The following is a 24,134-nucleotide window of genomic DNA, read 5'->3' as shown; positions in this document are numbered from 1 at the left end:
CGACGAGACACGAACCAGAACACCACCGAAGACAATGAGGGGGCCGCGGATGGCGGGGGAGACGAAGACCAAGGCAGCGTCGCGCAAAGAGGCACAGGGCCTGCGCGTCGAGCGGGTGTGGACGACCGAGGGGGTCCACCCTTACGACGAGGTGACGTGGGAGCGTCGCGACATCGTCATGACCAACTGGCGCGACGGCTCGATCAACTTCGAGCAGCGCGGCGTCGAGTTCCCCGACTTCTGGTCCGTGAACGCGGCGAACATCGTCACCACCAAGTACTTCCGCGGCGCCGTCGGCACCGACGCCCGCGAGCGGTCGCTGAAGGAGCTGATCGACCGCGTCGTGACGGTGTACCGCAAGGCCGGCGAGGACCACGGGTACTTCGCGACGTCCGCCGACGCCGAGGTGTTCGCCCACGAGCTGACCTGGATGCTGCTGCACCAGGTGTTCAGCTTCAACTCGCCGGTGTGGTTCAACGTCGGCACCCAGTCGCCGCAGCAGGTGAGCGCCTGCTTCATCCTCGCCGTCGACGACTCGATGGACAGCATCCTCGACTGGTACAAGGAAGAGGGGCTGATCTTCAAGGGCGGGTCGGGCTCGGGCGTGAACCTGTCCCGGATCCGCTCCTCGAAGGAGCTGCTCAGCAGCGGCGGCACCGCCAGCGGCCCGGTCAGCTTCATGCGCGGCGCCGACGCGTCCGCCGGGACGATCAAGAGCGGCGGCGCGACCCGCCGCGCCGCGAAGATGGTCATCCTGGACGTCGACCACCCGGACGTCGAGGAGTTCATCGAGACCAAGGCGCGCGAAGAGGACAAGATCCGCGCCCTGCGCGACGCCGGCTTCGACATGGACCTCGGCGGCAAGGACATCGTCAGCGTCCAGTACCAGAACGCCAACAACTCCATCCGGGTCTCCGCGGAGTTCATGCAGTCGATCGAGGAAGACGCGGAGTTCGCGCTCCGCTCCCGCCTCGACGGCAGCGTCGTGTCGACGGTCAAGGGCCGTGAGCTCTTCCGCAAGCTCGCCCAGGCCGCGTGGGAGTGCGCCGACCCCGGCATCCAGTACGACGACACGATCAACGAGTGGCACACCTGCCCGGAGACCGGGCGGATCACCGCGTCCAACCCGTGCAGCGAGTACATGCACCTGGACAACTCCAGCTGCAACCTCGCCTCGCTCAACCTGATGAAGTACCTCAACGCCGACGGCTCGTTCGCGGTGGAGAAGTTCGTCAAGTCGGTCGAGTTCGTCATCACCGCGATGGACATCTCGATCTGCTTCGCCGACTTCCCGACCGAGAAGATCGGCGCGACCACCCGTGCGTACCGGCAGCTCGGCATCGGCTACGCCAACCTCGGCGCGCTGCTCATGGCCAGCGGCCTCGCGTACGACTCCGACGGTGGCCGCGCGGTCGCCGCGACGATCAGCAGCCTCATGTCGGGCACCGCGTACCGGCGCTCGGCCGAGCTGGCCGGGATCGTCGGCGCCTACGACGGCTACGCCCGCAACGCCCTGCCGCACCAGCGGGTCATGCAGCAGCACGCCACGGCCAACGACGCCATCACCACCGTCGGCGGGGTCGACGTGGCCATCAAGGTCGCCGCGACGGCGGAGTGGGCCCGGGGCAACGAGATCGGCGCCCGGCACGGCTGGCGCAACTCGCAGGCCAGCGTCCTCGCCCCGACCGGCACCATCGGCCTGATGATGGACTGCGACACCACGGGCGTCGAGCCGGACCTGGCGCTGGTCAAGTTCAAGAAGCTCGTCGGCGGCGGCTCGATGCAGATCGTCAACCAGACCGTCCCGCGCGCCCTGCGCAACCTGGGCTACCAGGAGGAGCAGGTCGAGGCGATCGTCGAGCACATCTCCGAGCACGGCCACGTCGTCGACGCCCCCGGCCTCCGCGCCGAGCACTACAGCGTCTTCGACTGCGCCATGGGTGAGCGGACCATCGCCCCCATGGGTCACGTACGGATGATGTCGGCGATCCAGCCGTTCATCTCCGGCGCCATCTCCAAGACGGTCAACATGCCGGAGGCGGCCACCGTCGAGGACGTCGAGGAGATCTACTTCCAGGGCTGGAAGCTCGGCCTCAAGGCCCTCGCGATCTACCGCGACAACTGCAAGGTCGGCCAGCCCCTGTCGGCTGTCAGCAAGTCGAAGAAGGAAGAGCCGGTCGCGGAAGCGCCCGTCGTGCAGGAGGTCGTCAAGACCGAGAAGGTCATCGAGTACCGCCCGGTCCGCAAGCGGCTGCCGAAGAAGCGCCCCAGCTCGACCGTGTCGTTCTCCGTCGCCGGCGCCGAGGGGTACCTGACCGCGTCGTCGTACCCGGACGACGGCCTCGGCGAGGTCTTCCTGAAGATGTCGAAGCAGGGCTCGACCCTGGCCGGCGTCATGGACGCCTTCTCCGTGGCGATCTCCATCGGCCTGCAGTACGGCGTCCCGCTGGAGACCTACGTCAGCAAGTTCGTCAACATGCGGTTCGAGCCGGCGGGCATGACCGACGACCCGGACATCCGCCTGGCCTCGTCGGTGATGGACTACATCTTCCGGCGGCTGGCGCTGGACTTCCTGGACTTCGACACCCGCTCGGAGCTGGGCATCCTCACGAGCGCCGAGCGGGCCGCACAGCTGCGGGCCGAGGCGGGCGAGCCGGACGTCGACCTCACCGAGATGCGCAACTCCGCCCCGGTCGCGGCCACCACGAAGCCGGTGGCGAAGCCGGTCGAGGTCGAGACGCCGGCGCCGCGCAAGGTGGGCTCGTCGACCGAGCTGCTCGAACTGGTCCAGGGCAAGGCCGCCGACGCGCCGCTGTGCTTCACCTGCGGCACGAAGATGCGCCCCGCCGGCAGCTGCTACGTGTGCGAGGGCTGCGGCTCCACCAGCGGCTGCAGCTGAGTGTGACCATTCTCAGTGTGTCCCCTCCAGGGGCACGTTGAGATCAACGAGGCATCGGCGAGTCTGACCAAGGGATGTCCCCCGGGCGCTACCGTCCGGGGGACTTTCCGTTGCTCAGGACGCGGACACGACCTGGGTTCGGCAGGCAACGACACCTGACCGAAGGAGGACCCGAGCCCGTGCCGCACACCATCAAGGTCAACGAACCCATCGAGCACGACTCAGCCGTCAGGTCAGGTGATCCGCCAGGCGTAGGCGTAAGGCTGCGGAACCTGGGTGATCCGGAACGCGCGGAACGTGATCGTCGCCTGCCCAGGAGGCATATTCGTCCAGAGCACCTGCTCGACATTGTTCGTTCGGTCGAACTTGGCTGACGTTCCCATGTTGCCGTGCCGCTCGCTGCCGTCCGCCGCAACCACGATGAGGTCCAAGTCGTTCTGCAGGGCGGGTCCGGGTGGATCCGTCCACGTGAGCGTCATCTTGAAGTTCACGCCGGGAGCGGTGGGCACGTGCGTCCCGGGTCGGTGCGGCGGCTCCCTTGGGATATCGATCGTGATGCCGTCTTCATCGCCCTGCTCCAGTGGGCCACCCTCTCCGAAACCACCATCCGGGTTCGGACCTGGAATGATCAACGAGTTGGCCAGGTTTACGCGACCGAAGCCGGAGTTGTTATTGGGCGACGGTCCGGCCTCGGTCGGTGAGTACTGGCCTGACAGTTCGACCGCACCATTGATCAGTAGCGCCTTGACCAGAGCGGCTGATGGCTTGGGCGTACCGTTCTTGATGAGTGTCTCGCGCAGCACGGCCGCGCACCCGGCAACGAGCGGGGTGGCCATACTCGTGCCGCTGTCGAAGAAGTACAGCGGGTCTGACGATGGCCCGAATGTCGTCGGAGGCGACGTCACTTTGCGGGACAAGGCCGACAGGATGCAGGTGCCCGGAGCCACCACGTCCGGCTTGGATCGCAGCTCCTTGGTCGGGCCACGACTGCTGAACGCGACCATGCCATCCGGATCGTCAGCCTGTTGATCCGAGTTGAGCGGGTCGGCCGGAAAGTCGCCGGGCCAGAACTCGCCGTACGTCGGCGCGAATGGCCGTTGGCTTTCGCTCGCCCCGACCGTGATGCAGTTCTTGGCGGCTGACTGCGAGCCGATCGAGCCCGCATCGACCACCCCGTTGCTATTGCCGTCCCGGCCGTCGTTGCCGGCTGCGAAGCAGATCACCATATCCTGGTTGTTCCATACGAAGTCGTCGATCTCAAAGGCTGACGCATCGTACGGCAACCCGGGTTCCACGGCGCCCCAGGAGTTGGTGTGCACCCGGGCACCGTCGTTGTCATACGGTGGCCGGAACAAGTCGTGCAGATCAACCGGCAGCCCGCCCAGTCTTCCAGCGGAGTCGAGTGTGGACTGGAGTACCAACTCCGCCATCGGCGCGGTGCCGAGGATCGCGCCACCCATGGTGGCCGAGTGGCCGTCGCCCAAGGCTGAGCCGGCCACATGCGTCCCATGCCCGTGCGGGTCGTCGGTCCTGGCCGGATTGGTCCGACCGAGGGCATAGAGTTTCTTCACTCGTCCGTTGAAGGCCGGATGCACGTTCGTTGTGGACCCGCGGTCGAATCCTGTGTCCGCGACCGCGATGATCTCCCCATCACCCTGGTACGCCGTACCATTGACAAGCACGTCAGCGTTGACGATCTGGCGAGCGATGTTGTTGAACAGCTGCCGCTCGGGCACGGGCTCGATCTGGCGTACCTCATCCAGTGAGGCCAGCTCGTCCAACTGTCCTTCTTCGATGGTCACCCGAACCTTGCGGTCGCCGGGCCGCAAACCGGCCGGGTCCACTCTTGCTGCCGCGGCGACGTCATTGCGCACCTGCTCGGACATCGCATCCACGCCCCGGTGCAGTACGACGTCGACGGTGTGCGGCTTGCGGGACGGCCCGTGCCCATTGGGCTCCGGCAGGATCGCACCGGCGGGAGCGGGCTGGGCACCACGTAACGCCGCCGGGATTTTGAAGCCCTTCATGTAGACACCGGCCCAGGTGACAAACGGGAGTGAGCGTACCGGTCCAAGGTCGGCTGGGCGGAAGCGACACAGGTACGTGTCCTCAGGCACGTACTCCTGGATCTCTACGCCGAGATCGGCAAGCTGGGCCTTCTCCGTTCCCGTCAGCGGCGCCGCGGTCTGCACGAGGACGTAGTCCGAGCGTGCGGCGTCCGGCGCGGCAAGGCCGGCGGCGGTGAGCAGGTGCGCCTGGGCGAGTGGGTCCAGCGAGATTCCGTTGATGGTGATGCGCGCCATTCGCAGTCCCTTCTGGGTACGGGCGAGGCCTTAAGGCGGACCGGCAGTCGTGCGAATAGTCGGATCGTCGCTGTCGGCGGCAAACGGACACCAAGGCCGCCATCTCATGATTGTGCGGTCGTAGCATGAGGACAGTCGGCGAGGTTGTGATTCCGTACGGCTGGTCAAGCCGAACGATCGCCGGGCTTCGTTCCGCTGTTAACTTTCGGCAACAAGGCGAGCTTGGTGGCGGAATATCGCTACCCTCGGATTCCCCAGTTCGCCGTACACGAAGCCCGGTCGTTCCATCCAAGCTCGGACAGGTGGTAGGTCGTTCGTCCGGCGCGGAGGTACAGCTCTGAATTGGGGAGGGCACCGCCGCGGAATCCGGGCCAATCGAATAGAGAGACGTCCCAGCGGCACCAGTCCACGGAGGAAATGATGTTGTCCCAGTCCCCCAGGTTCAGAAATCCGCGCCCTACCAGCTTCAGATTGCTCCAGCCGCGCCCGGGTCCATTCTGTAGCCAATCACCCTGCCTACTTTCGTGCTCGAAGTAGTATGAGATCTCTGGCAGCGAGTCCGGGTTGCTCGTTCCGATGTCATCTGCACCGGTAAGGACGGCCCCGTTGCGCCTCCGTGCGGTCTCGGGACGCGCATTGCGCAGGGTATCGTAGCGCGTATTCACCAGATGGTCATGGAGGGATGCTCGGGTCGTGAAACTGTAAAGGGTCGGCTCTCTCTTTGCGTCGAACCCTGGCGTTGAATACAATGCACGTCCATTGAATTCAGCGATTACGGCCGGGTCGTGATGTTCACCGTCGATGACGAGGTTCATCTCCGGAGGGCGGTGCGGCTTCGGCGGCCGCGGCTCCTCCGGAGATGAATTCCGGTCGGACTCTTCGGTCATGGGCAGGTAATCTTCGTGGGCGGGCTGAGCGGCGGGCGAACTCGCGAGCCGTCTCACCAGGGCGTCGAGTGAATCGATCCCCGATTCGGACAGAGAATTCCGAATTTCACTTTCGACACGGTTCTGCGCAGTTGTCGTCATCGGAGCGTCTCCTTGTCCTGTTCAGATGCGCTGTTACGTCGAGCCCTGGAACTCGTTCCGGGTGGAAAGCGTCACGAGTCGACGCCCTCTCGGCAGAGAGTGCCGGGTAACCGATACCCGGTTCCTGCTCGCATGAGCCGACCAGTCGTCTGAGCGTCGAACCGCGTTGGCCGTACCCGCCGTCGGTCCAGATCAACCCGAGGTTGGGGCACTACTCGTCGATGCCCTCCAGCACCAGTTTGCGCCGGAGCGGTCCTGGTGCCGTCGCCACCTGAGGAGGAGCGACACCGCCGTAACCCGAGCAGCGGCGCGGCGCCGGGCGGCCCGGAGCGCGGGCGATGGATTGGCCGAGCCCGACATCGAGAATCGCGACCGACCGCAGGAGGGACGCTCTCTTTCGTCGGGGGGACCCCGTAGGTGTGGGGGACACCCCAAGATCGGTCAGGTACAGCTGAGACCGACTGAAGGGATGTCTCCCGGACGCTACCGTCCGGGGGACATTCCGTTCCTCAGGACGCGTCCGAGGCAGGTTACGGGAACACCCGGTGCGCGTCGAATCGCTTAGGGTCACGCCTATGACCTTCGACAGCGCGGCGCGGGCGTTTCTGCGAGACCATGGCGCGGAATCGATCGAGCATCCCGGCGGCACGCTCTACTCCCACCTGTGCCGGGTGGAGCAGCGCCTCGCGGCGGTCGGTGCCGCCCCACACGTGCGACTGGCGGGTCTCACCCACGCTGCCTACAGCACTGACGGGTTCGACCTGGCGCTGATCGTTTGGACCGACCGGGACCTGCTCCGATCCGTGATCGGCCTGGAGGCCGAGGAACTGGTCTATCTGTACGGGGCTTGTGACCGTGACCGTACCTGGCCGGATCTGGTCACCAACTCCACCGTGCATGACCGCTTCATCGGGCAGGAACGCGTCCTCGAACCCCGTCACATCGGGCCGTTCGTGGATCTGAGCATCGTCAACGAACTCGACGTCATCGAGCAGAATCCGGCGCTGCTGGTCAAGCACGGCGACTACTTCCGCGACCTCTTCGCCCGCTGGGCGCCATCGACGTCGCCCGAGGTGGCGGACGAGATCCAGCGGTTGATGGGATCGCGTCAGTGAAGCCGATGTACTGATCGTCGAGCCTCGGCGTCGTATGGGGAGCGAGACCGCGCTCAGGTGGCGGCGAGGTCCCGGAGGACGGCCAGGAAACCGGTGACCGTCGCGGGCGTCGTCCGGCCGGCGAGGGTGGCGGCCAGGACGGTGCGGGGTGGGACCTCGGCGGGGTCGAGGGGGAGCAGGCGGACGTCGGCGGGGGCGGCGCGGGCGGCCAGGGCGGGCACGAGGGTCACGCCGAGGCCGGCGGCGACGAAGCCGAGCTTGGCGGTCCACTCGGCGGCGACGAAGTCGATCCTGGGGCGGAAACCGAGCCGCACGCTCGGGCCGAGCAGGGTCTCCTCCGGGGCGGCCGAGCCCGCGATCCACGCCTCGTCCGCCAGCGCGGCCAGCGGTACCGACGCCGCTGACGCCAACTCGTGGTGCTGGGGGACCGCGAGGAGGACGGGTTCATCCAGGATGTGGTGGGTGGTGAAGCGCGGGTCGTCGAACGGGCGGTCGGCGCTCGTCGTCACCAGGGGCCACGTCGGCGTCGCCGGCGAGGAGCGCGGCCAGGAGACGGCCGGTGACGCCCTCGATGAGTGACAGGCGGACATCCGGGTGGCCGGCGCGGAAGCGGGCCAGGGCGCGCGGGACCAGCGCCGCGTCGGCGGTCGCGAACGCGCCCACCCGCAGGCGGCCGGCGGTGCCCGCGTGCACGGCGGTGACCTCGCGCCGGGCCAGGGCGAGCCGGTCGAGGACGGCGGTCGCGTGCTCCAGCAGGCAGCGGCCCTCCTCGGTGAGCGCGACCCCGCGCGGCAGCCGGTCGAACAGGCGCGCCCCGACCTCCAGCTCCAGCGCCGCGACCTGCCGGGACACCGCCGACTGCGTGTAGCGCAGGGTCGCCGCGGCGGCGGTGATCGAGCGCTGCCGGGCGACCTCCCGGAACACCTCCAGCATCTCCGTCTGCACGCTCCAGACATTCCCACACCGCATGGCGGCGATGCCAGACATTCGTTGGTCGCATCGGTCGTGCGCCAATACGGTCGGACGCATGCAGAAGATCGCTGTGCTCGGGCTCGGCAGCATGGGGGCGCCGATCGCCCGCCGGCTGGCCGCGCACGGGTTCCCCGTCACGGGGTGGAGCCGCACGCCGCGCCCCGTCGAGGGCGTCGCCGTCGCCGCGTCCGCGCGGGAGGCCGTCCGGGACGCCGACGTCGTCATCACGATGCTCACCGACGGCCCCGTCGTCATGTCCGTCGTCGGTGCTGCGGAGCTGCCGCCCGGGGCGACGCTCGTCGAGATGTCCACGATCGGCCCGGACGCCGTCCGTGAGCTCGCCGCCGCCCTGCCCGCCGGCGTGGACCTGGTCGACGCCCCCGTGGCCGGAAGCACCGGCGCCGCCGAGGGCGGGACGTTGAGGATTTTCGCCGGCGGCACGGACGCCGCCGTCGACCGGGTCGCACCGGTGCTCGCCACGCTCGGGGACGTCCGCCGGTGCGGCCCGTCGGGCGGCGGCGCGGCGATGAAGGTGGTGCTCAACACCGCGCTCGTGACCGCGCTGGCCGCGCTGGCCGAGGCGCTGCAGGTCGCCGACGACCTGGGGGTGCCGCGCGCCGACGCCCTGGACGCGCTGGGGTCCGGCCCGCTGGGCAACGCCGTCCAGCGCCTGTCCGGCAAGGCTCGCTTCCCGGTCCGGCTGGCGGCCAAGGACCTCGCCCTGAGCGTCGCGGGCCGGGACCTGCCGGTCGCGCTCGCCGCCGGCCGGCACCTCGCGGCCGCCGACCCCTCGGCCGACCTGTCCACGATCGCCGTCTCATCCCCGAAAGGAACCTGATGCTCGTCCTTGACAACCCGTCCGGCGTGGCGGCACCTGTCGGTGCGTACTCGCACGTCGCCCGCATCGACGCCGGCACCGGCGCGCTGCTGTTCCTGTCCGGTCAGATCGCCCTCGACGACGACGGCGCGCTCGTCGGCCCGGGTGACATGGTCGCCCAGGCCACCCGCGTGTTCGAGCTGATCGGCGCGCTGCTGTCCGCGCACGGCGCCACCTTCGCGGACGTCGTCAACGTCCGGACGTACCTGACCGACATGGCGATGCTGCCCCTGTACGGCCAGGTCCGCCGCGCCGTCTTCACCGGCCCGCCGCCGACCAGCACCACGGTCGAGGTGTCCCGGCTCTTCCGCGACGGGGCGCTGCTGGAGGTGGAGGTGGTCGCGGCGCTCTGACCTGATCCTTACGTTGTCCCGCGGGGTGCGCTTACCCGCGGGACGCACCATGTCCCCCATGAGACGAACCATCGCCGTCGCGCTCGCGGTCGTGCTGCTGTTCGCCGGCGGGTGCGGGCGCCAGCAGCGGCGCGGCCATCAGCCAGCCGCGGTCTCGACCCAGACGCCGGCCGCGCCGGCCGCCGCCACCACCTCGACCGGCACCGCCGGCACCGCCGGTACCAGCGGCACCGCCGGGGATGTCGACCAGCTGCTCGACCAGGTGGAGCAGCAACTGTCCGGCGACGCCCAGCCCGCCGACGACGAAGACTGAGAGGGACCTTGATGAAGCGCACCCTGATCGCCCTGACCCTTGTGCTCGCCGCCGTCTTCGTCCCGGGCGCCGCCTGGGCCGAGCCGTCCGCGCGCGCCGCGACGCTGGAGGGGGCCAAGACCGCCGTCGCCGGCCGCATCGACAAGCGGCTCGACGCGCTGAAGAAGTTCGAGACCAACCTGGCCGGCGCGAAGCAGGTCCAGTCCGGCCACCGCGACACCCTCACGAAGCTCATCGCCGACCAGCGCACCGGCCTGACCGCCCTGCGCACGAAGGTCCAGGGCGAGACGACCGCCGCCGCCGTCAAGGCCGACGCCCAGTCGATGGTCTTCGACTACCGCGTCTTCGTCCTCACCGGCCCGAAGGTGCGTCTCACCGCCGCCATCGACACCGAGCTCGCCGTCATCGCCGCGCTGCGCTCGCGCCCCGGCGCCGACACCGCGAAGTTGGACGCGGTCGAGGCCACCCTGAAGGGCAAGGTCGACGCCCTCCTGGCCCTGAAGCCGGGCTCCGACGGCGACGCCCTGCGCTCCCAGGTCCAGCCGGTCCGCGCCGCGGCCAAGTCCGCCCACGCGTCGCTGAAGGCGCTGCGCAAGCCCACGAAGTAGGCCGCACCCCCGTTCCGCGGCGGTCACGCCGCGGAACGGGGTTCAGGGGCGGACGATGTCGATCGCGACGGCCGGGTGGCGGTCGCGGAGTGCCTCGGCGCGGGTGTACGCGTCGTCGGTGAGGGCGAGCAGGCGCATCGGGCCCGGCATCCGCACCACGACGGCGTCGAGGCGGTCCGGGGAGTTGATCGGGCCGATGTGGTAGGTGGCGCCCGCCATCTCGCCGGAGGTGCGGTGCAGCGTGGAGATGAAGAGGGTCAGGCGGTAGGAGTCGTAGCCGGGGTCGTCGCCGATCACGACGGTCGGGTCGCCGGGGGCGAGGGCCAGGGCGGCCCTGGCGTAGGCGACCTGGTCAGCGGCCGCGCCGGCGAGCCAGGTCCGCTGGGTGTCGAGGTGGTCGCGCTGGTCGCCCGCCCGTTCGCCGCCGATGAGGGCGACGATCGCCATCAGCACCGACGCGGTCCGCAGATGCGGCGAGCCCAGCGGCCGCCGGGGGAGGTGCAGGGCCAGGGCGCCGAGGCCGGCCAGTAGCAGCACCAGGACCAGGAACAGGGCCTTGTTGGCGTAGTAGCCGCTGCCCGAGCCGAAGACGCGCTGCACCGCCAGCATCCCGGTGGCGAAGCCGGCCACGGGGACGAACGTCAGGGCGTACGAGCGCCAGATCCGGCTCCTGCGGCCGCGCCTGGTCAGCAGGCCCGACGCGACGACACACAGCAGGACGGCGAGGCCCTCGCGGCCGAGCCGGAGGGAGCCGACGCTGAGCAGCGCACCCGCCTGGCCGGCGACGAGGACGCCGATGGCGAGGGGCACGGCGCTGGTGACGGCGATCGCGAGCGCGACGGCGGGGATGCGGCGCATGCGGTGGTTGCGGCGCTCCCGCATGAGCCACAGGATCGCGGCCAGGCCGACCGGGGGCAGGTACAGGTAGTACGTGAACCCGACCGCCGCCAGCAGCGCCGCGACGAGCAGCAGCTGCTGCCGCGGGCGGGGCACGGGCCGGACGAGGACGGTGAGGAGCATGAGCGCCTCCGCCAGGCCGAGGACCTGGCTCGGGTAGCCGAACCGGACGAGGTCCAGCGGCTCGCCGAACGCGCACAGCCCGGCGATCCCGGCCGCGAGCACGGCGGTGCGCGCCGGGGTCAGGCCGCCGGCGCCGATCCACTGCGCGGCCCAGACGATGGTCGCGACGAGCAGCAGGTAGCCACCGGTGACGAAGGCCAGGTAGTGGTCGAACATGCCGGTGCCGGTGCCCATGCCGACGGCGGACGACCTGGCGAACCCGTCGAGCAGTGCGGCGGTCAGGTGCGAGCCCTGCGGGTAGGACACCATCCCCTCGTAGACGAGCGTCCTGCCCTGGCCGGGGTGCTGGAAGAGGTACCCGCCGGCGTGGCGGATCGCGTCGAAGAGCGCCGCGTGCCGGGCGAGGTCCTCGCCCTCCATGACCTGCGCGAGGCGGCCCGTCCGGCCGTCGCGCAGCAGCGGCCAGGCGACGATCGCGCCGACGGCGGCGACGGCGAGCGCGGCGATCGCGTCGGTGGGTCCGAGGCGCGGCAGCCGCGGGCGGCGGCCGGTCTTCGCGGCGGCGACGATCAGGGCGGTGGCGGCGGTGCCGCCGGCGGTCACCGGGTGCAGGCCCCACGGCCAGACGGCGAAGACCAGCGCGCCGAGGCAGGTGAGGCCGAGCAGCAGGCCCATGGCGAGCATGATCCGGTCGAGGACGGTCCGGCCGCCGCGCAGGAGCGCCGCGGTGGCGACGAGGAGCAGCGGCGGGACGACGTACGCGACCCCGGCGAGGTACAGCAGGGCGATGACCAGCCAGGCGGCCGCGACCAGCGCGGCGGTGACCAGTTGCTTGGGTGTGGCGTCCGGCTTCGGCGACGTGTGGGGGAGAAGGGTGTCCGTCTTCGGGGGTGAGGATACTGACACAACTCACTTAACGACGAAGTCGGGCATCTGGTCGTTTGTCAGGATGTGTTGGCTGATCGGTACTCGCCCCGCTCGAATGCGCTCGGCTTCCTGCGGCTGTGCCTGGCCCTCGCGGTCCTGGTAGGACACTCGTGGCCGCTCGGGCTGGGGCGGGCGACACCGGGGCTGGGGTTCACCGGCGGTCAGGCGGACCTCGGCGCCCTGGCGGTGGACGGGTTCTTCGTCCTGTCGGGCTTCCTCGTCACGGCGAGCGCCGGCCGCCTGGGCGCCGTCCGGTTCGCCTGGCACCGGTGCCTGCGGATCTTCCCCGGCCTGTGGGCGTGCCTGCTGGTCACCGCCGCCTGCGCCGGCTGCTTCGCGACGTTCCCCGCGGCGCTGGCGTTCGCCCGGCACAACGCCCTCGGGCAGCCGCACCAGTGGGGCATCGGCACGCTGTTCACCGACACGCCCTACGGCCGGCTCACCGGCGGCGTCTCCGTCGTGAACGGGTCGCTGTGGAGCCTGTCGTTCGAGCTGTTCTGGTACGGCGTGCTCACCGCCCTCACCGCCTGCGGCGTGGTCCGCCGTTCCCCGCGACTCGTCCTGCTGCTGACCGCCGGCACCTACTCGGTCCTGCTCAGCGACCTCCTCCACCAGCTGCCCGAGACGCACACCGTCCCGCACCCCCGCGGGTCGTTCGGGCCGATCCCCTTCTTCGGGTCGCTCGACACCCAGCTGCTCATCTACCTGGGCTTCCTGTTTCTCCTGGGTGCGTCGGCGCAGCTGTACCAGGACCGCATCCCGGCGCACCCGGCGCTGGCGGCGGCCGCGGCGGCGCTGCTGCTGGCCACGCTCCGGTTCGGCGCCTTCCCCGTGCTCGGCTACCCGGCGCTCGCCTACCTGCTGCTGTGGGCCGCCTGCTCCCTGCCGTCGTGGACCCACCGGATCGGCCGGACCCACGACTACTCGTACGGCATCTACATCTATGCCTTCCCGACCCAGCAGACCCTCGCCGCCCTCGGCGTCCACCAGTGGGGCCTGCCCGCGTACGTCATGGCGTCGGCCCTGGCCACGGCCCTGCTCGCGGCCGTCTCCTGGCACCTCGTCGAGCGCCCGGCCCTGCGCCTCAAGCATTGGACCCCGCCGCACCCCCGGCGCCCGGTGGCCGCCCCGCCGGTCCGCCAGGTCACCCGCGACGTGGTGACCGCCGACCGCTGAACCCGCCGGTCAGAGGCTGCTGAGGTCGATCAGCTTGGCGAGGTCCACGAGCTTCGGCAGGAGCTCCGCCGCCTTGTCGTCGCCGGTACCGGCGGGGAGGTGGACCGTCAGCTGGATGATGCGCTTGTTGCCGGCCAGCCAGCCGACCTCGACGGCCGGGCCGGTGCCCTCCGCGGCGGGGGACTGCCGCTGGTACGCCGCGGCGCCGAGGCCCTGGACCGGGGCGGCGCCCTTCGGCTGGACGGCGGTGGCGTAGATGTCGGGGCCGATGGTGGTGGCGCTGACCGACAGGATCAGGTCGGGGAGCGGGGTCTTCTGCGGCTGGAGGACGCAGGTGAACGTGTTCTCCAGTGTCGCCGCGGCGGCAACGCCGTACTGCAGGCCGAGCTTCGCGTTGACGACCGGGAAGTCGAGCAGCTGGCAGGCGCCGCCGGAGGCCGCCGCCGGGGCGGTGGACGGGGTCGCGGCGGCCGGGCTCGCGCCGGCGTCGTCGCAGCCGGTGAGCACGAGCAGCGCCGTGAGCGCCGCGACAACCCTTCGCACGACGCGCACCCTACCGCCTACTTCGGCAGGCGGTCGACGATGTACTTCGCGATCTCCAGAGAACTGGTCGCGGCCGGGGAGGGGGCGTTGAGGACGTGCACCTGCCGGCCCTCGGCGACGATGAGGAAGTCGTCGACGAGGGCGCCTTCCCGGGTGATGGCCTGTGCCCGTACACCTGCCGACGCCGGAACGAGATCGGCGGTCGTCACCGCGGGCACCAGGCGGGCCAGGCTCTCGGCGAACCGCTTCTTCGACAAGGAGCGGCGGACCTCGGTGAGCCCGTACCGCAGGTGCTTGCGGGCCAGCTGCCACATGCCGGGGTAGGCGATCGTGTCGGCGACGTCGCCGGGGCGGACGCGGGACCACGAGTAGCCCTCGCGGGCGGTGGCGAGGACCGCGTTGGGGCCGGCGTGGACGCTGCCGTCGACCATCTTCGTCAGGTGCACCCCGAGGAACGGGAACTGCGGGTCCGGCACCGGGTAGATCAGGCCGTTCACCAGGTGGCGGCGCTCGGGTCGCAGCTCGAAGTACTCGCCGCGGAACGGGATGATCCGGGCGGGCGGGGTGATGCCGGCCATCTTCGCGACCCGGTCGGCGTGCAGGCCGGCGCAGTTGACGAGCACGTCGGCGAAGATGTCGCCGACCTCCGTGTGCACGACCGTCTCGCCGTGCAGGGTGGAGATGCCTCTCACCCGCGCGCCGAGGCGCAGCGTCGCGCCGGCCTTCTCCAGCAGGGTCGCGAGGGTCTCGCACACGGCGCCGAAGTCGGCGATGCCCGTCGAGGCGACGTGGATGCCCTGCACGCAGGCGACCTCGGGCTCGAGCTCCCGCGCCTCGGCGGCGTCGACCAGCCTCGCCGGCAGCCCGTTGGCCACGGCCCGCTCGTGCAGGCTGCGCAGCCGCGGCAGCTCGGACTCCTCCGTCGCCACGATCAGCTTGCCGGTCACCTTGTGCGGGATGCCGTGCTCCCGGCAGAAGTCCACCATCGACGCGCTGCCCGCCTTGCACAGCGTGGCCTTGAGGCTGCCGGGCTTGTAGTAGACGCCCGCGTGGATGACGCCGGAGTTGTGCCCGGTCTGGTGCGCGCCCCAGCGCTGCTCCTTCTCCACGACCGTGACCTCGGCGTCCGGGTGCTCCAGGGTGATCCGGTGCGCCGTGGCCAGGCCGACGATCCCACCACCGATGACCACGAACCGCACGCTGCCTCCTCAAGCCCCTGATTGGCGCTGGGTACCTCGCATCCTAGCCGTGCTAGCGTTCCCGACCGTGGGTCAGCCTGTCGTCGAAGTGGCACCAGCCAAGCCGTGGCGGGCCCGCCTGATCACCGCCGTGCGCATCCTCGCCGCCGCCGGCATCGTCTACTTCATCGTCGCCACCACGGTCCGGCAATGGTCCGATGTGGCGGCGACGTTCCGCGCCCTGTCGTGGCCGTCGCTGATCGCGTCGCTCCTCGCGGCCGTCGTCTCCCTGTGGACGACGATGATGGCGTGGCGGGCGATGGTCGGCAGCATCGACCACCCGCTGCGGGTCCGCGACGCCGCCCCCATCATGCTGGTCGGCTCCCTCGGGAAGTACCTGCCCGGCTCGGTGTGGGCATATGTCGTGCAGATGGAGCTCGGCCGCCGCGCCGGCGTCTCCCGCTCGAAGGTGTTCATCGGCTCGGTGCTGGTCAGCGGCCTCGGCGTCACGTCCGGGCTGATCCTGACCACCCCCGGCTTCGGCACCGCCCTCGACGGCGTCAAGGCCTCGGGACACGAGGTCTTCGGCTCCGTCGCCGTCTGGGCGTCGGTGATCCTGCTGCCGTTCGCGGTCGCCTGCTGCTACCCGCCGCTGCTGACGTGGATCGTCGGGCGGGCCATGCGGGTGCTGCGCCGCCCGCCGCTGGACCGGCCGATCACCTGGCGCCCGATCCTCTCCAGCGTCGCGTGGTGCGTGGCCGGCTACGTCACCGCCGGCCTGCACGTCTGGCTGCTGGTCCGCTCGCACCTGCCGGGCCTGTCCGGCCTCACCGGCAGCGTCTTCGCGATGGCCCTCGCGATGAGCATCAGCACGTTCGTCATCGTGGCCCCCTCGGGCCTGGGCGCCCGCGAGTTCCTGATGGCGATCGCCCTGGCCGGCCTGGGCGTGCCGTGGGCGACGGCGTGGGCCCTGACGCTCGTGTCGCGCCTGCTCTTCACCGTCGCCGACGTGGCCGCCGCCGGCGTCGCGGGCGCCGTGGGCCTGCGCCGCATCCGCCACGCGACGTCACCCTCGCCGGCGCCGGCACCCTCGCAGGCACCCGCGCCGCCGTCGCAGTCGCCGTCGCAGTCCTGAGCCTCGTGGGGCCGGGCCGCGGTCACAGCTTCCGGGCCAGGTACTCCTCCCACGTGCCGGTGCCGCCGCCGGGGCCTGTCCCCGCCCCGCCGCGCAGCGCCCGGAACGCCTTGCCCGGCAGCCTGACCGGGATCAGCAGCCGCCGCTTCCCGGCCCGCCCGAGGTACACCCGCCACAGGTCACGGGCGCTGCGCCGCTGCGGCCCGGACAGGTCGGCGGGCGTCGCCGGCAGCTCGCCCTCGACGATCTCCGCGAGCCGCACCGCCACGTCGTGCACCTCGACCGGCCGCAGGTCGAACGCCGGATAGAACCCGACGAGCGGCAGCCTCGTCATACCCTTCGCGATCGTCAGCACCAGGTCGTGGAACTGGCTCGCCCGGAAGCTCGTCCCGCCGTACTCCGCCACCATCTTCTCGATGGCCACCTTGGCGTTGTAGTAGCCGAACGGGATCCGGTCGACCCCGACGATCGACACGAACACCAGCTCCGGCTTTCCTGGAGCCCGCCGCATCGCCTCGATCAGCTTGCCCGCGGCGGCCACGTCCCGCCGCCCGTCGGTGGCCGCGTGCACGACCACGTCGACCCCTCGGAGGGCCTCGTCGATTCCCGCCCCGGTGAGCAGGTCGCCGTGCACGTAGCCCGGCTTCGACCGGCTGAGCCCCCGCACGTCATGTCCACGTTCCCGCAGGACGGCAACCACGTCCCGCCCGAGCGTCCCGGTCGCCCCGGTGACGAGCACTGTTCGCTTCATGGCCTACTTGACGCCCCGGCTCCGAGAACGTGACACGGTGTGGCCACCGTCTCAGTCCAGGTCCGGCACCTCACCGGCGAGCAACTCGTCGAGCGGCTCCCGGCCATACGCCGAGAAGCGCGCTGATCTGCTGGTGCCTCCAACTCTCTGGTGGCATGACGACGAGATTCCCCTCAGCCAGCTCGAACCGATGCTCGTGTGTGTCCGCGAGGACGGCAACGTCCTGCAGGGTAAGAGGCCGGAGCGGGAGTGCTGGCATCGACATCATGCCAACAGTCTAAGGGCATGTGCTCACATGATGGGCGCGTGCCTGCGCTGACGAGCGTACGTCACGTACTTGACGTACTTCGCCGGAGGGTCGATCGTGAACTGCGTGCACTACACCAGCTATTCCGAGGCCAGAGCGCATTTCAAGGACCTCCTCGACGACGCCGGGCGGGGGCGGGTGGTGACGGTTCAGCGGGAGCACCGGAGCGCGGCGGTCGTCGACCAGGAGCGCCTGCGGGCACTCCTCGCCTCGTCGGTGCCGGCCAGGGCCGAGGTCGTCGCCGAGGCCGGTGGGTGGTCGATCTTCATCCCCGGACTCCCGCTCGCCGCCGACGGGGCGACGTTCGGGGTGGCCGTCGACGAGATGGTCGATGCGTTGCGTGAGTACGCCGAGGACTGGCAGGACCGGCTCCTGGACGCCCCGAACCACGCCGGCAACTGGGGGCTCGTCCAGCTCGTCGGCCTCAGCACCGACGAGCAACTCCGGGACTGGCTGGTCGGACCGGGAAGATGAGGCATCCGGCGCCGACCAGGCAGGACCACGAGCGGTTCTGTCAGGTGGACGGATGGGTGCGCGTCCGCGACGCACACGGACGCACCGGGACCCATCACCTGATCTATGAACTGACGCTCAAGGACGGGCGGACGCTGCGGACCAGGATCTCCCATCCGCCGGACCGCACCGGATACGGGCCCGCGCTGTGGGCGCACATCCTGAGCGATCAGCTGCAGGTGTCGGAGGCCGAGTTCTGGGCCTGCGTGCGCGACGGCGCCAGGCCGGACCGGGGGGAGCCGGTCCGCCGGCAGCCGTCGCTGCCGGCCGACCTCGTGCACCTGCTGATCACGCGGGTCGGCGTGGATGAGCGGGCAGTGGCGGCGATGACCAGGGACGAGGCGCTCGACCGGCTGCGACGGTTCTGGTCGGAGGGTGGCTAGGCGGTGGTGCGGGCGTCGTAGTGTTCGCGGGCCTGGGCGACGTCGGCGCGGTGGCGTTCCGCCCAGGTGGTGATGGCGAGGAGGGCGGCGTGCAGCTCGGCGGCCATGGGGGTGAGGGAGTACTCGACCCGTGGCGGGACCGTCGGGTAGACGGTCCGCACGAGCATCCCGTCACGCTCCAGGTTGCGCAGCGTGAGGGTCAGCATGCGGCGGCTGATGCCGGTGATGGCCCGCTCCAGCTCGGTGAACCGGATCGGGCCGTCGGCGGCGGCCACCATGATGCACACGCTCCACTTGCCGGCGACGCGGTCGACCAGCTCCTGGACCGTGCACCCGGGATGCATCAGTGGGCCGCGACGAACACCCGCGACGCGACCTCCCGGGGCAGCCGGATGCGCTCGCCGGCCCGGTCGATGCTGACGCCGTCGCGCTCCTGGGCCACGGTGACCGTGGCGCCGGGGTCGATGCCGGCGGTGTGGAGCTGGCGCAGGACGTCGGCGTCGGTCTGGACGCTCTCGCAGATGCGGCTCACCACGACGGCCCCGGCGAGGCCCGGGAAGGCGAGGTTGCGCTCGGGGTCGGACAGGTCGTGGGGCGTGGCGCTGCCCTCGAGGCTCTCCAGTCCCGGGATCGGGTTGCCGTACGGCGAGCGGGTCGGGCGCCCCAGCAGCTCATACACCCGCTGCTCGACGGCGTCGCTCATGACGTGCTCCCAGCGGCACGCCTCTTCGTGCGCCTCCTCGTAGGGCAGGCCGATCACGTTGACCAGCAGCAGCTCGGCGAGGCGGTGCTTGCGCATGACGGCGACCGCGTGCACGCGGCCCTCGTCGGTCAGCGCGAGGTGGCGGTCACCCTCGACGATCAGCAGGCCGTCACGCTCCATGCGGGCGACGGTCTGGCTGACGGTGGGTCCGCTCTGGTGGAGTCGCTCGGCGATGCGGGCGCGCTTGGGGACGACGCCCTCCTCCTCGAGCTCCAGGATCGTCTTCAAGTACATCTCGGTGGTATCGACCAGGTCGTTCACTGCCTTGCCCTCCCGGTACGCGATGGTACTCGTCGCGTACGTCAAGATTGGAACGTGACAGCCAACCAGGCGATCTTGGACGGTGCCGTCGTCGCCGAGCTGGTGTGGGAAGCGGGGGTCACCGCTTCACGCAATCCTACCGGCGCGCGCAGGGTACCCGCGCACAGTGGAACGGAGGGGCCGGTCACGTGAACACACTGGTCATGTGGGACGACGCGCTGCTGCGGTACGACATGGGCGAGCACCCCCTCGATCCGGTGCGGGTCGAGCTGACCATGGCGCTCGCCCGTGAGCTGGGCGTCCTCGACCGTGAAGGGGTTACGCTGCGGGTGCCGGAGCCGGCGAGCGACGACGTGCTCGGCACCGTCCACGACCCGGACTACATCGCCGTGGTCCGTGCCGCGTCGACCGGCCGGCGGCTGAGCATCATGGGGCTCGGCACGTCGGACAACCCGACGTTCCCCGGCATGCACGACGCCAGCGCCCTCATCGCGGGCGCCACCCGCGCCGCGGCGGAGGCGGTCTGGCTCGGAGAGGCGGACCGGGCCGTCAGCATCGCCGGCGGGCTGCACCACGCGATGCCCGCCCGCGCGGCCGGCTTCTGCGTCTACAACGACCCCGCGGTCGCGATCGCTCGCGTGCTGGAGCTCGGGGCCGAGCGGGTCGCGTACGTCGACATCGACGTACATCACGGCGACGGGGTCCAGGAGATCTTCTACGACGACCCCCGGGTCCTGACCGTCAGCCTCCACGAGTCGCCGCGGACGCTCTTCCCGGGGACCGGGTACCCCGACGAGACCGGCGGGCCGGGCGCGGAGGGCTCCGCGGTCAACGTCGCGCTGCCGCCCGGCACCGACGACGCCGCCTGGCTGCGCGCGTTCCACGCCGTCGTGCCCGGGGTGCTGCGCGCGTTCCGGCCGCAGCTGCTGTTCACGCAGTGCGGCGCCGACACGTACCGGCACGACCCCCTGGCCAACCTGTGGCTGACGGTGGACGGGCAGCGGGCCGCGTACCTCGCGCTGCGCGACCTCGCCACCGAGGTGGCCGGCGGCAAGTGGGTCGCCAGCGGCGGCGGCGGGTACGCGCTCGTCGAGTGCGTCCCGCGGGCCTGGACGCACCTGCTCGCGGTCGTCACCGGCGAGGCCATCGACCCGCAGACGCCGATCCCGGCGTCGTGGCAGTCGCTCGCGGCGAGCAAGCGCTCCAACAACCCCGTGCCGACGTCGATGACCGACGGAGGGTCGGGGGAGTGGACGCCGTGGGTGCCGGGCCAGACCCCCGACGCCGTGGACCGGGCGATCATGGCGACCCGCGCGGCGGCGTTCCCGTTCTTCGGCCTCGACCCCCACGACCCGCGCGACTGACGCCGAACAGCAGGACCGTCACCGTCAGGCCGCCGCTGTACGCCGGACCGTCACGGTCAAGTAGACGCCGACGGCCGTGGCCGACGTCGTACGGCCGGACCTGCACGCCGACGCCACAGGCCGTGGCCCACGCCGTACACCGGCGGCAAACGGCACAAGGTCGAGCTAATGCCGCACGACGGCCTCGAGCCTGGTCAGGCGCTGCTTGATCCGGTCGAGCTCGGCCAGCATCGCCGACTCGGCCGCCGTCGACGTGCCGAACGAGGTCTCCGGCGAGGGCGTGCCCCGCAGCGTGGACAGCTCGTCGTGCAGCGCGGTCAGCGCCTGCGCGACGACGTCCAGGAACGCGTCGACCTCGTCCTCGTCATAGCCGCGCTTGCCGAACGCCGCCTTCGTGAACCGGACGGCTTGCACGTCGGCCGGGGTGAGCATCATCCGAACACCGTACTAAACCCGGCAGTGCGAACATGAAGGCGTGACCGAATCACCGGAGCGGGCCGCGGACGTCCTGCTGTCGGACGGCACGACCGTCCACTTGCGACCGATCCGGCCCGACGACGCCGACCGGATCGTCGCGCTGCACTCGCGGTTCTCGGAGCGGACCAGGTATCTGCGGTACTTCTCCGCGTACCCGCGGATCCCGCAGCGGGACCTCGACCGGTTCGTCAACGTCGACCACCACGACCGGGAGGCGTTCGTCATCGAGCACGGCGGCGAGCTCATCGCCGTCGGCCGCTACGAGCGGCTCGGCGCCGGCTCGCACCAGGCGGAGGTCGCGTTCGTCGTCGAGGACGCGCACCAGGGCCGCGGCATCGGCTCGGTCCTCATCGAGCACCTCGTCGCCGCCGCGTCGCAGGAGGGCATCACCGAGTTCGAGGCCGACGTCCTGCCGGTCAACCAGGCGATGCTGCGCGTGTTCATGGCCGCCGGCTTCTCCATCGAGCGCGAGTTCGCCGACGGCGTCGTGCACCTGTGGTTCCCGATCGCGGCGACCCCCGACTCGATGCGCGTGCAGTGGGCCCGCGAGCAGCGCGCCGAGACCCGCTCGATCGGCCGGCTGCTCAACCCGCGGGGCGTCGCCGTCTACGGTGCCCGCGCCGACGGCACCGGCATCGGCGCCGCAATACTCGCCCACCTCAAGGCGGCCGGGTTCGCCGGCCCGATCATCCCCGTGCACCCGTCGGCGCCGACCGTCGGCGGCCTGCCGGCGGTGCCCGTCCTCGCCGGCCATCCGGAGCCCGTGGATCTGGCGGTGGTGTCGGTACCGGCGGAGGCGGTGCCCTCCGTCGTCGCCGACTGCGCCGCGGCCGGGGTGCACGGGCTCGTCGTCGTGTCCGCCGGGTTCGCCGAGGCCGGACCCGCCGGTGCCGAGGCGCAGGCCGCCCTGCTGCGCGCCGTCCGCAGCCGCGGCATGCGCCTCGTCGGCCCCAACTGCCTCGGCATCGCCAACACCGACCCGGGCGTCCAGCTCAACGCGACCCTCGCGCCGCTCCTGCCGCGCCGCGGCCGGGTCGGCTTCTTCAGCCAGTCCGCCGCGCTCGGCACCGCGCTGCTCGCCGAGGCCGACCGCCGGGGGCTCGGCCTGTCGACCTTCGTGTCCGCCGGCAACCGCGCCGACGTGTCCGGCAACGACGCCCTCCAGTACTGGCGCGAAGACCCCCAGACGGACGCGGTGCTGCTCTACCTGGAGACGTTCGGCAACCCGCGCAAGTTCGCCCGCATCGCCCGCGAGCTGGCCCGGCGCAAACCGGTCGCCGCCGTCGCGAGCCCCGTGCGGCCGCCCGCCCTCGACGCCGTCGCCACCGGCCCCGACGCCCGCGGGGTCGCCGCCCTCTTCGCCAGCTCCGGCGTGATCCGCGTCGACACGGTCGCCGAGCTCTTCGACGTCGGCCTGCTCATCGCCGGCCAGCCCCTGCCGACCGGCGACCGCGTCGCCGTCGTCACCAACGCCGCAGCCCTCGGCGTCCTGACCGTCGCGAAGGCGCCGGCGGCCGGGCTGCGCGTCGCCTCCGTCCGCGACCTCGGCCCTTCCGTCGGCGACGCGGACTTCGTCCAGGCCGTGCGGGAAGCGCTCGCCGACGACTCGGCCGACGCGGTCATCGCCGCCTACGCGCCCGCTCTGGCCCTCCCGGGCGAGCTCGGCGTCGCGGAGCTGCTGCGCGCGCTGGAGCCCGGCCGTCCCCTCGCGGTGGTCCTGCCCGCCGACCCGTCCTTCGCCGTCGCGCCCGCCTACCGCTCCGGCGACCCGTTGGCGCTGCCGACGTATCCGGCGGTGGAGGAGGCGGTGCGTGCCCTGGGCCGCGTCGCCCGCTACGCCGCCTGGCGCCGCGAACCCGTCGGCACCGTGCCGTCGTTCCCGCCCGCCCCGGCTGCGTCCTCTGCGTCCTCTGCGTCCTCTGTGGACTCTGTGGACTCCGTGGACGAGCTGCTCGCGGCGTACGGCATCCCGGTGGTCCCGTCCTTGCGCGCTTCCGGCGCGTCGGTCCCGGCGGTCGCCGAGTCGCTGGGCCTGCCCGTCGCCCTGAAGGTCGCGACGAAGCCGTGGCGGCACCGCATCGACCTCGGCGCGGTCCGGCTCAACCTCACGTCGCCCGGCCTGGTCACGGAGGCCTACCAGGAGCTCGAACGCCTCTTCGGCGCCGGCGTGGAGGTCCTCGTCCAGCCGATGGTCGCCCCCGGCGTCGCGTGCGTCGTCGAGGTCGTGGACGACCCCGCCTTCGGCCCGGTCGTCGGCTTCGGCCTCGGCGGTGAGGCGGCGGACCTGCTCGGCGACCGCGCGTGGCGCCCCGCCCCGCTCACCGACCGCGACGCGGCCGCCCTGGTCCGGGCCCCGCGCGCCGCGCCGCTGCTGACCGGGTACCGCGGCTCCGCACCCGTCGACCTGGACGCCCTCGCCGACCTGCTGCTGCGCATCGGCCGCCTGGCCGAGGACCAGCCGACCGTGTCGTCGCTGTCCCTGAACCCGATCCTGGCCCGCCCCGAAGGCCTGGCGGTCCTTCACGCGACCGCCACGTTCACGTCCCCGCTGCCGCGCCCCGACAGCGGCCCCCGCCGCCTGTACTGAGGAGCTGTACTTCCGCGGAGAATCCCAATGCGGCGCACTGCCCGCGCCGAGACGCGAGGCAGGGCCAGCGGCTGCGCCGCATCCGGTGGCCGCCCCCCCCGCCTGCGTCCAGCAGCGGGGTGCCCCGGTCCCGTGATCCAAGGACGGTTCTGGTCGTACGGGCGGCCGGATCCGTCCTTCGATCACCGCGAAGATCGATCTGGGCGCCTGGTGCCGGGGCGGCATCCGGCCGCATGCCGTCGCGTCGCTGCCGTGATCCGTAGAACGACGGCGCCTTGGTC

The 24,134-nt window shown here is 71.3% G+C and carries 23 protein-coding genes; 12 read left to right on the top strand and 11 right to left on the bottom strand.

All coding sequences use genetic code 11. The features are described from left to right. Nucleotides 1-49: 49 nt before the first annotated feature. Complete coding sequence (locus tag ABZ321_RS01765) at nt 50-2,899, top strand: vitamin B12-dependent ribonucleotide reductase (protein WP_354888559.1); 2,850 nt, start codon at nt 50-52, stop codon at nt 2,897-2,899. Between the two features lie 233 nt (nt 2,900-3,132). Here ABZ321_RS01765 and ABZ321_RS01760 read toward each other — a convergent pair whose 3' ends face one another. Further along, nucleotides 3,133-5,202 carry a S8 family serine peptidase gene (locus ABZ321_RS01760; protein WP_344503232.1) on the bottom strand — a complete coding sequence of 690 codons (2,070 nt, stop codon included), beginning with the start codon at nt 5,200-5,202 and terminating at the stop codon, nt 3,133-3,135. Between the two features lie 239 nt (nt 5,203-5,441). After that, complete coding sequence (locus tag ABZ321_RS01755; RefSeq protein WP_344503231.1) at nt 5,442-6,230, bottom strand: hypothetical protein; 789 nt, start codon at nt 6,228-6,230, stop codon at nt 5,442-5,444. Nucleotides 6,231-6,805: 575 nt separating this feature from the next. On the opposite strand from ABZ321_RS01755, the gene ABZ321_RS01750 reads away from it, so the two are divergent. Continuing rightward, nucleotides 6,806-7,345, top strand: coding sequence for a DUF6817 domain-containing protein (locus ABZ321_RS01750; protein WP_344503230.1), 540 nt, complete (start codon nt 6,806-6,808; stop codon nt 7,343-7,345). 53 nt (nt 7,346-7,398) lie between these two features. On the opposite strand, the gene ABZ321_RS01745 is transcribed toward ABZ321_RS01750, so the two are convergent. Beyond that, nucleotides 7,399-7,854: a LysR substrate-binding domain-containing protein gene (locus ABZ321_RS01745; RefSeq protein ID WP_354888555.1), complete on the bottom strand. Its 456-nt coding sequence runs from the start codon at nt 7,852-7,854 to the stop codon at nt 7,399-7,401. Next, on the bottom strand, nt 7,790-8,290 hold the full coding sequence (locus ABZ321_RS01740) for a LysR family transcriptional regulator (protein WP_354888552.1): 501 nt from the start codon (nt 8,288-8,290) through the stop codon (nt 7,790-7,792). Before ABZ321_RS01740 ends, ABZ321_RS01745 begins: the two co-directional genes overlap by 65 nt. Nucleotides 8,291-8,372: 82 nt before the next feature. Between ABZ321_RS01740 and ABZ321_RS01735 the strand changes: the two genes are divergently transcribed. Genes ABZ321_RS01735 through ABZ321_RS01720 form a run of 4 tightly spaced genes read left to right on the top strand, consistent with a single transcriptional unit; the run spans nt 8,373 to nt 10,468 of the window. Further along, a complete protein-coding gene (locus tag ABZ321_RS01735; protein WP_354888549.1) occupies nt 8,373-9,155 on the top strand; it encodes an NAD(P)-dependent oxidoreductase in 783 nt (260 codons plus the stop codon). Further along, nucleotides 9,155-9,547 carry a RidA family protein gene (locus ABZ321_RS01730; protein WP_344503227.1) on the top strand — a complete coding sequence of 131 codons (393 nt, stop codon included), beginning with the start codon at nt 9,155-9,157 and terminating at the stop codon, nt 9,545-9,547. The genes ABZ321_RS01735 and ABZ321_RS01730 overlap by 1 nt, the downstream gene beginning before the upstream one ends. A 58-nt stretch (nt 9,548-9,605) precedes the next feature. Further along, on the top strand, nt 9,606-9,860 hold the full coding sequence (locus tag ABZ321_RS01725; protein ID WP_354888546.1) for a hypothetical protein: 255 nt from the start codon (nt 9,606-9,608) through the stop codon (nt 9,858-9,860). Nucleotides 9,861-9,871: 11 nt separating this feature from the next. Continuing rightward, entirely contained in the window at nt 9,872-10,468 is a 597-nt protein-coding gene (locus ABZ321_RS01720) for a hypothetical protein (RefSeq protein ID WP_354888543.1), read from the top strand. 42 nt (nt 10,469-10,510) lie between these two features. On the opposite strand, the gene ABZ321_RS01715 is transcribed toward ABZ321_RS01720, so the two are convergent. After that, nucleotides 10,511-12,394, bottom strand: coding sequence for a hypothetical protein (locus ABZ321_RS01715; RefSeq protein WP_354888540.1), 1,884 nt, complete (start codon nt 12,392-12,394; stop codon nt 10,511-10,513). Between the two features lie 45 nt (nt 12,395-12,439). Between ABZ321_RS01715 and ABZ321_RS01710 the strand changes: the two genes are divergently transcribed. Next, nucleotides 12,440-13,591, top strand: coding sequence for an acyltransferase (locus ABZ321_RS01710; protein WP_354888538.1), 1,152 nt, complete (start codon nt 12,440-12,442; stop codon nt 13,589-13,591). Between the two features lie 9 nt (nt 13,592-13,600). On the opposite strand, the gene ABZ321_RS01705 is transcribed toward ABZ321_RS01710, so the two are convergent. Both ABZ321_RS01705 and lhgO read right to left on the bottom strand, forming a co-directional pair. Beyond that, on the bottom strand, nt 13,601-14,134 hold the full coding sequence (locus ABZ321_RS01705; protein ID WP_354888535.1) for a hypothetical protein: 534 nt from the start codon (nt 14,132-14,134) through the stop codon (nt 13,601-13,603). A 17-nt stretch (nt 14,135-14,151) separates the two neighbouring features. Continuing rightward, nucleotides 14,152-15,333 (bottom strand): L-2-hydroxyglutarate oxidase, encoded by a 1,182-nt coding sequence (gene lhgO / locus ABZ321_RS01700; RefSeq protein ID WP_344503221.1) that lies wholly within the window; start codon nt 15,331-15,333, stop codon nt 14,152-14,154. A 67-nt stretch (nt 15,334-15,400) separates the two neighbouring features. Between lhgO and ABZ321_RS01695 the strand changes: the two genes are divergently transcribed. Beyond that, a complete protein-coding gene (locus ABZ321_RS01695; RefSeq protein ID WP_354888532.1) occupies nt 15,401-16,447 on the top strand; it encodes a lysylphosphatidylglycerol synthase transmembrane domain-containing protein in 1,047 nt (348 codons plus the stop codon). Nucleotides 16,448-16,469: 22 nt separating this feature from the next. On the opposite strand, the gene ABZ321_RS01690 is transcribed toward ABZ321_RS01695, so the two are convergent. Continuing rightward, on the bottom strand, nt 16,470-17,198 hold the full coding sequence (locus tag ABZ321_RS01690; RefSeq protein ID WP_354888529.1) for an NAD(P)H-binding protein: 729 nt from the start codon (nt 17,196-17,198) through the stop codon (nt 16,470-16,472). A gap of 337 nt (nt 17,199-17,535) precedes the next feature. Between ABZ321_RS01690 and ABZ321_RS01685 the strand changes: the two genes are divergently transcribed. Then, nucleotides 17,536-17,979, top strand: coding sequence for a hypothetical protein (locus ABZ321_RS01685; RefSeq protein WP_354888526.1), 444 nt, complete (start codon nt 17,536-17,538; stop codon nt 17,977-17,979). A gap of 44 nt (nt 17,980-18,023) precedes the next feature. After that, the gene (locus ABZ321_RS01680; protein ID WP_354888523.1) at nt 18,024-18,401 is read left to right on the top strand and encodes a hypothetical protein; all 378 of its coding nucleotides are present in this window, start codon (nt 18,024-18,026) and stop codon (nt 18,399-18,401) included. Here ABZ321_RS01680 and ABZ321_RS01675 read toward each other — a convergent pair. After that, nucleotides 18,398-18,745, bottom strand: a complete 348-nt coding sequence (locus tag ABZ321_RS01675; RefSeq protein WP_344503215.1) for a helix-turn-helix domain-containing protein — start codon at nt 18,743-18,745, stop codon at nt 18,398-18,400. The two genes, ABZ321_RS01680 and ABZ321_RS01675, sit on opposite strands and share 4 nt — an antisense overlap. Beyond that, a complete protein-coding gene (locus ABZ321_RS01670; RefSeq protein ID WP_344503254.1) occupies nt 18,745-19,425 on the bottom strand; it encodes a metal-dependent transcriptional regulator in 681 nt (226 codons plus the stop codon). Before ABZ321_RS01670 ends, ABZ321_RS01675 begins: the two co-directional genes overlap by 1 nt. A gap of 203 nt (nt 19,426-19,628) precedes the next feature. Between ABZ321_RS01670 and ABZ321_RS01665 the strand changes: the two genes are divergently transcribed. Further along, a complete protein-coding gene (locus ABZ321_RS01665) occupies nt 19,629-20,789 on the top strand; it encodes an acetoin utilization protein AcuC (RefSeq protein ID WP_354888970.1) in 1,161 nt (386 codons plus the stop codon). Between the two features lie 165 nt (nt 20,790-20,954). On the opposite strand, the gene ABZ321_RS01660 is transcribed toward ABZ321_RS01665, so the two are convergent. Beyond that, nucleotides 20,955-21,224: a DivIVA domain-containing protein gene (locus ABZ321_RS01660; RefSeq protein ID WP_344503213.1), complete on the bottom strand. Its 270-nt coding sequence runs from the start codon at nt 21,222-21,224 to the stop codon at nt 20,955-20,957. Between the two features lie 40 nt (nt 21,225-21,264). Here ABZ321_RS01660 and ABZ321_RS01655 point away from each other — a divergent pair, with 40 nt between their 5' ends. Continuing rightward, nucleotides 21,265-23,853, top strand: coding sequence for a GNAT family N-acetyltransferase (locus ABZ321_RS01655; protein ID WP_354888519.1), 2,589 nt, complete (start codon nt 21,265-21,267; stop codon nt 23,851-23,853). Nucleotides 23,854-24,134 lie beyond the last annotated feature (281 nt).

This window comes from Dactylosporangium sp. NPDC006015 (assembly GCF_040614215.1).
Classification (GTDB): Bacteria; Actinomycetota; Actinomycetes; order Mycobacteriales; family Micromonosporaceae; genus Dactylosporangium; species Dactylosporangium maewongense.
Note: the sequence above shows the minus strand (reverse complement) of the source record. Positions and strands in the feature narration are given on the sequence as shown.

What these genes read in the sequence shown, in the direction of transcription:
- ABZ321_RS01760 (WP_344503232.1), bottom strand. Translation starts at nt 5,202, where the DNA reads ATGGCGCGCATCACCATCAACGGAATCTCGCTGGACCCACTCGCCCAG.
- ABZ321_RS01690 (WP_354888529.1), bottom strand. Translation starts at nt 17,198, where the DNA reads ATGAAGCGAACAGTGCTCGTCACCGGGGCGACCGGGACGCTCGGGCGG.
- ABZ321_RS01765 (WP_354888559.1), top strand. Translation starts at nt 50, where the DNA reads ATGGCGGGGGAGACGAAGACCAAGGCAGCGTCGCGCAAAGAGGCACAG.
- ABZ321_RS01665 (WP_354888970.1), top strand. Translation starts at nt 19,629, where the DNA reads ATGTGGGACGACGCGCTGCTGCGGTACGACATGGGCGAGCACCCCCTC.
- ABZ321_RS01725 (WP_354888546.1), top strand. Translation starts at nt 9,606, where the DNA reads ATGAGACGAACCATCGCCGTCGCGCTCGCGGTCGTGCTGCTGTTCGCC.
- ABZ321_RS01735 (WP_354888549.1), top strand. Translation starts at nt 8,373, where the DNA reads ATGCAGAAGATCGCTGTGCTCGGGCTCGGCAGCATGGGGGCGCCGATC.
- ABZ321_RS01750 (WP_344503230.1), top strand. Translation starts at nt 6,806, where the DNA reads ATGACCTTCGACAGCGCGGCGCGGGCGTTTCTGCGAGACCATGGCGCG.
- ABZ321_RS01675 (WP_344503215.1), bottom strand. Translation starts at nt 18,745, where the DNA reads ATGCATCCCGGGTGCACGGTCCAGGAGCTGGTCGACCGCGTCGCCGGC.
- ABZ321_RS01660 (WP_344503213.1), bottom strand. Translation starts at nt 21,224, where the DNA reads ATGATGCTCACCCCGGCCGACGTGCAAGCCGTCCGGTTCACGAAGGCG.
- ABZ321_RS01720 (WP_354888543.1), top strand. Translation starts at nt 9,872, where the DNA reads ATGAAGCGCACCCTGATCGCCCTGACCCTTGTGCTCGCCGCCGTCTTC.
- ABZ321_RS01730 (WP_344503227.1), top strand. Translation starts at nt 9,155, where the DNA reads ATGCTCGTCCTTGACAACCCGTCCGGCGTGGCGGCACCTGTCGGTGCG.
- ABZ321_RS01755 (WP_344503231.1), bottom strand. Translation starts at nt 6,230, where the DNA reads ATGACGACAACTGCGCAGAACCGTGTCGAAAGTGAAATTCGGAATTCT.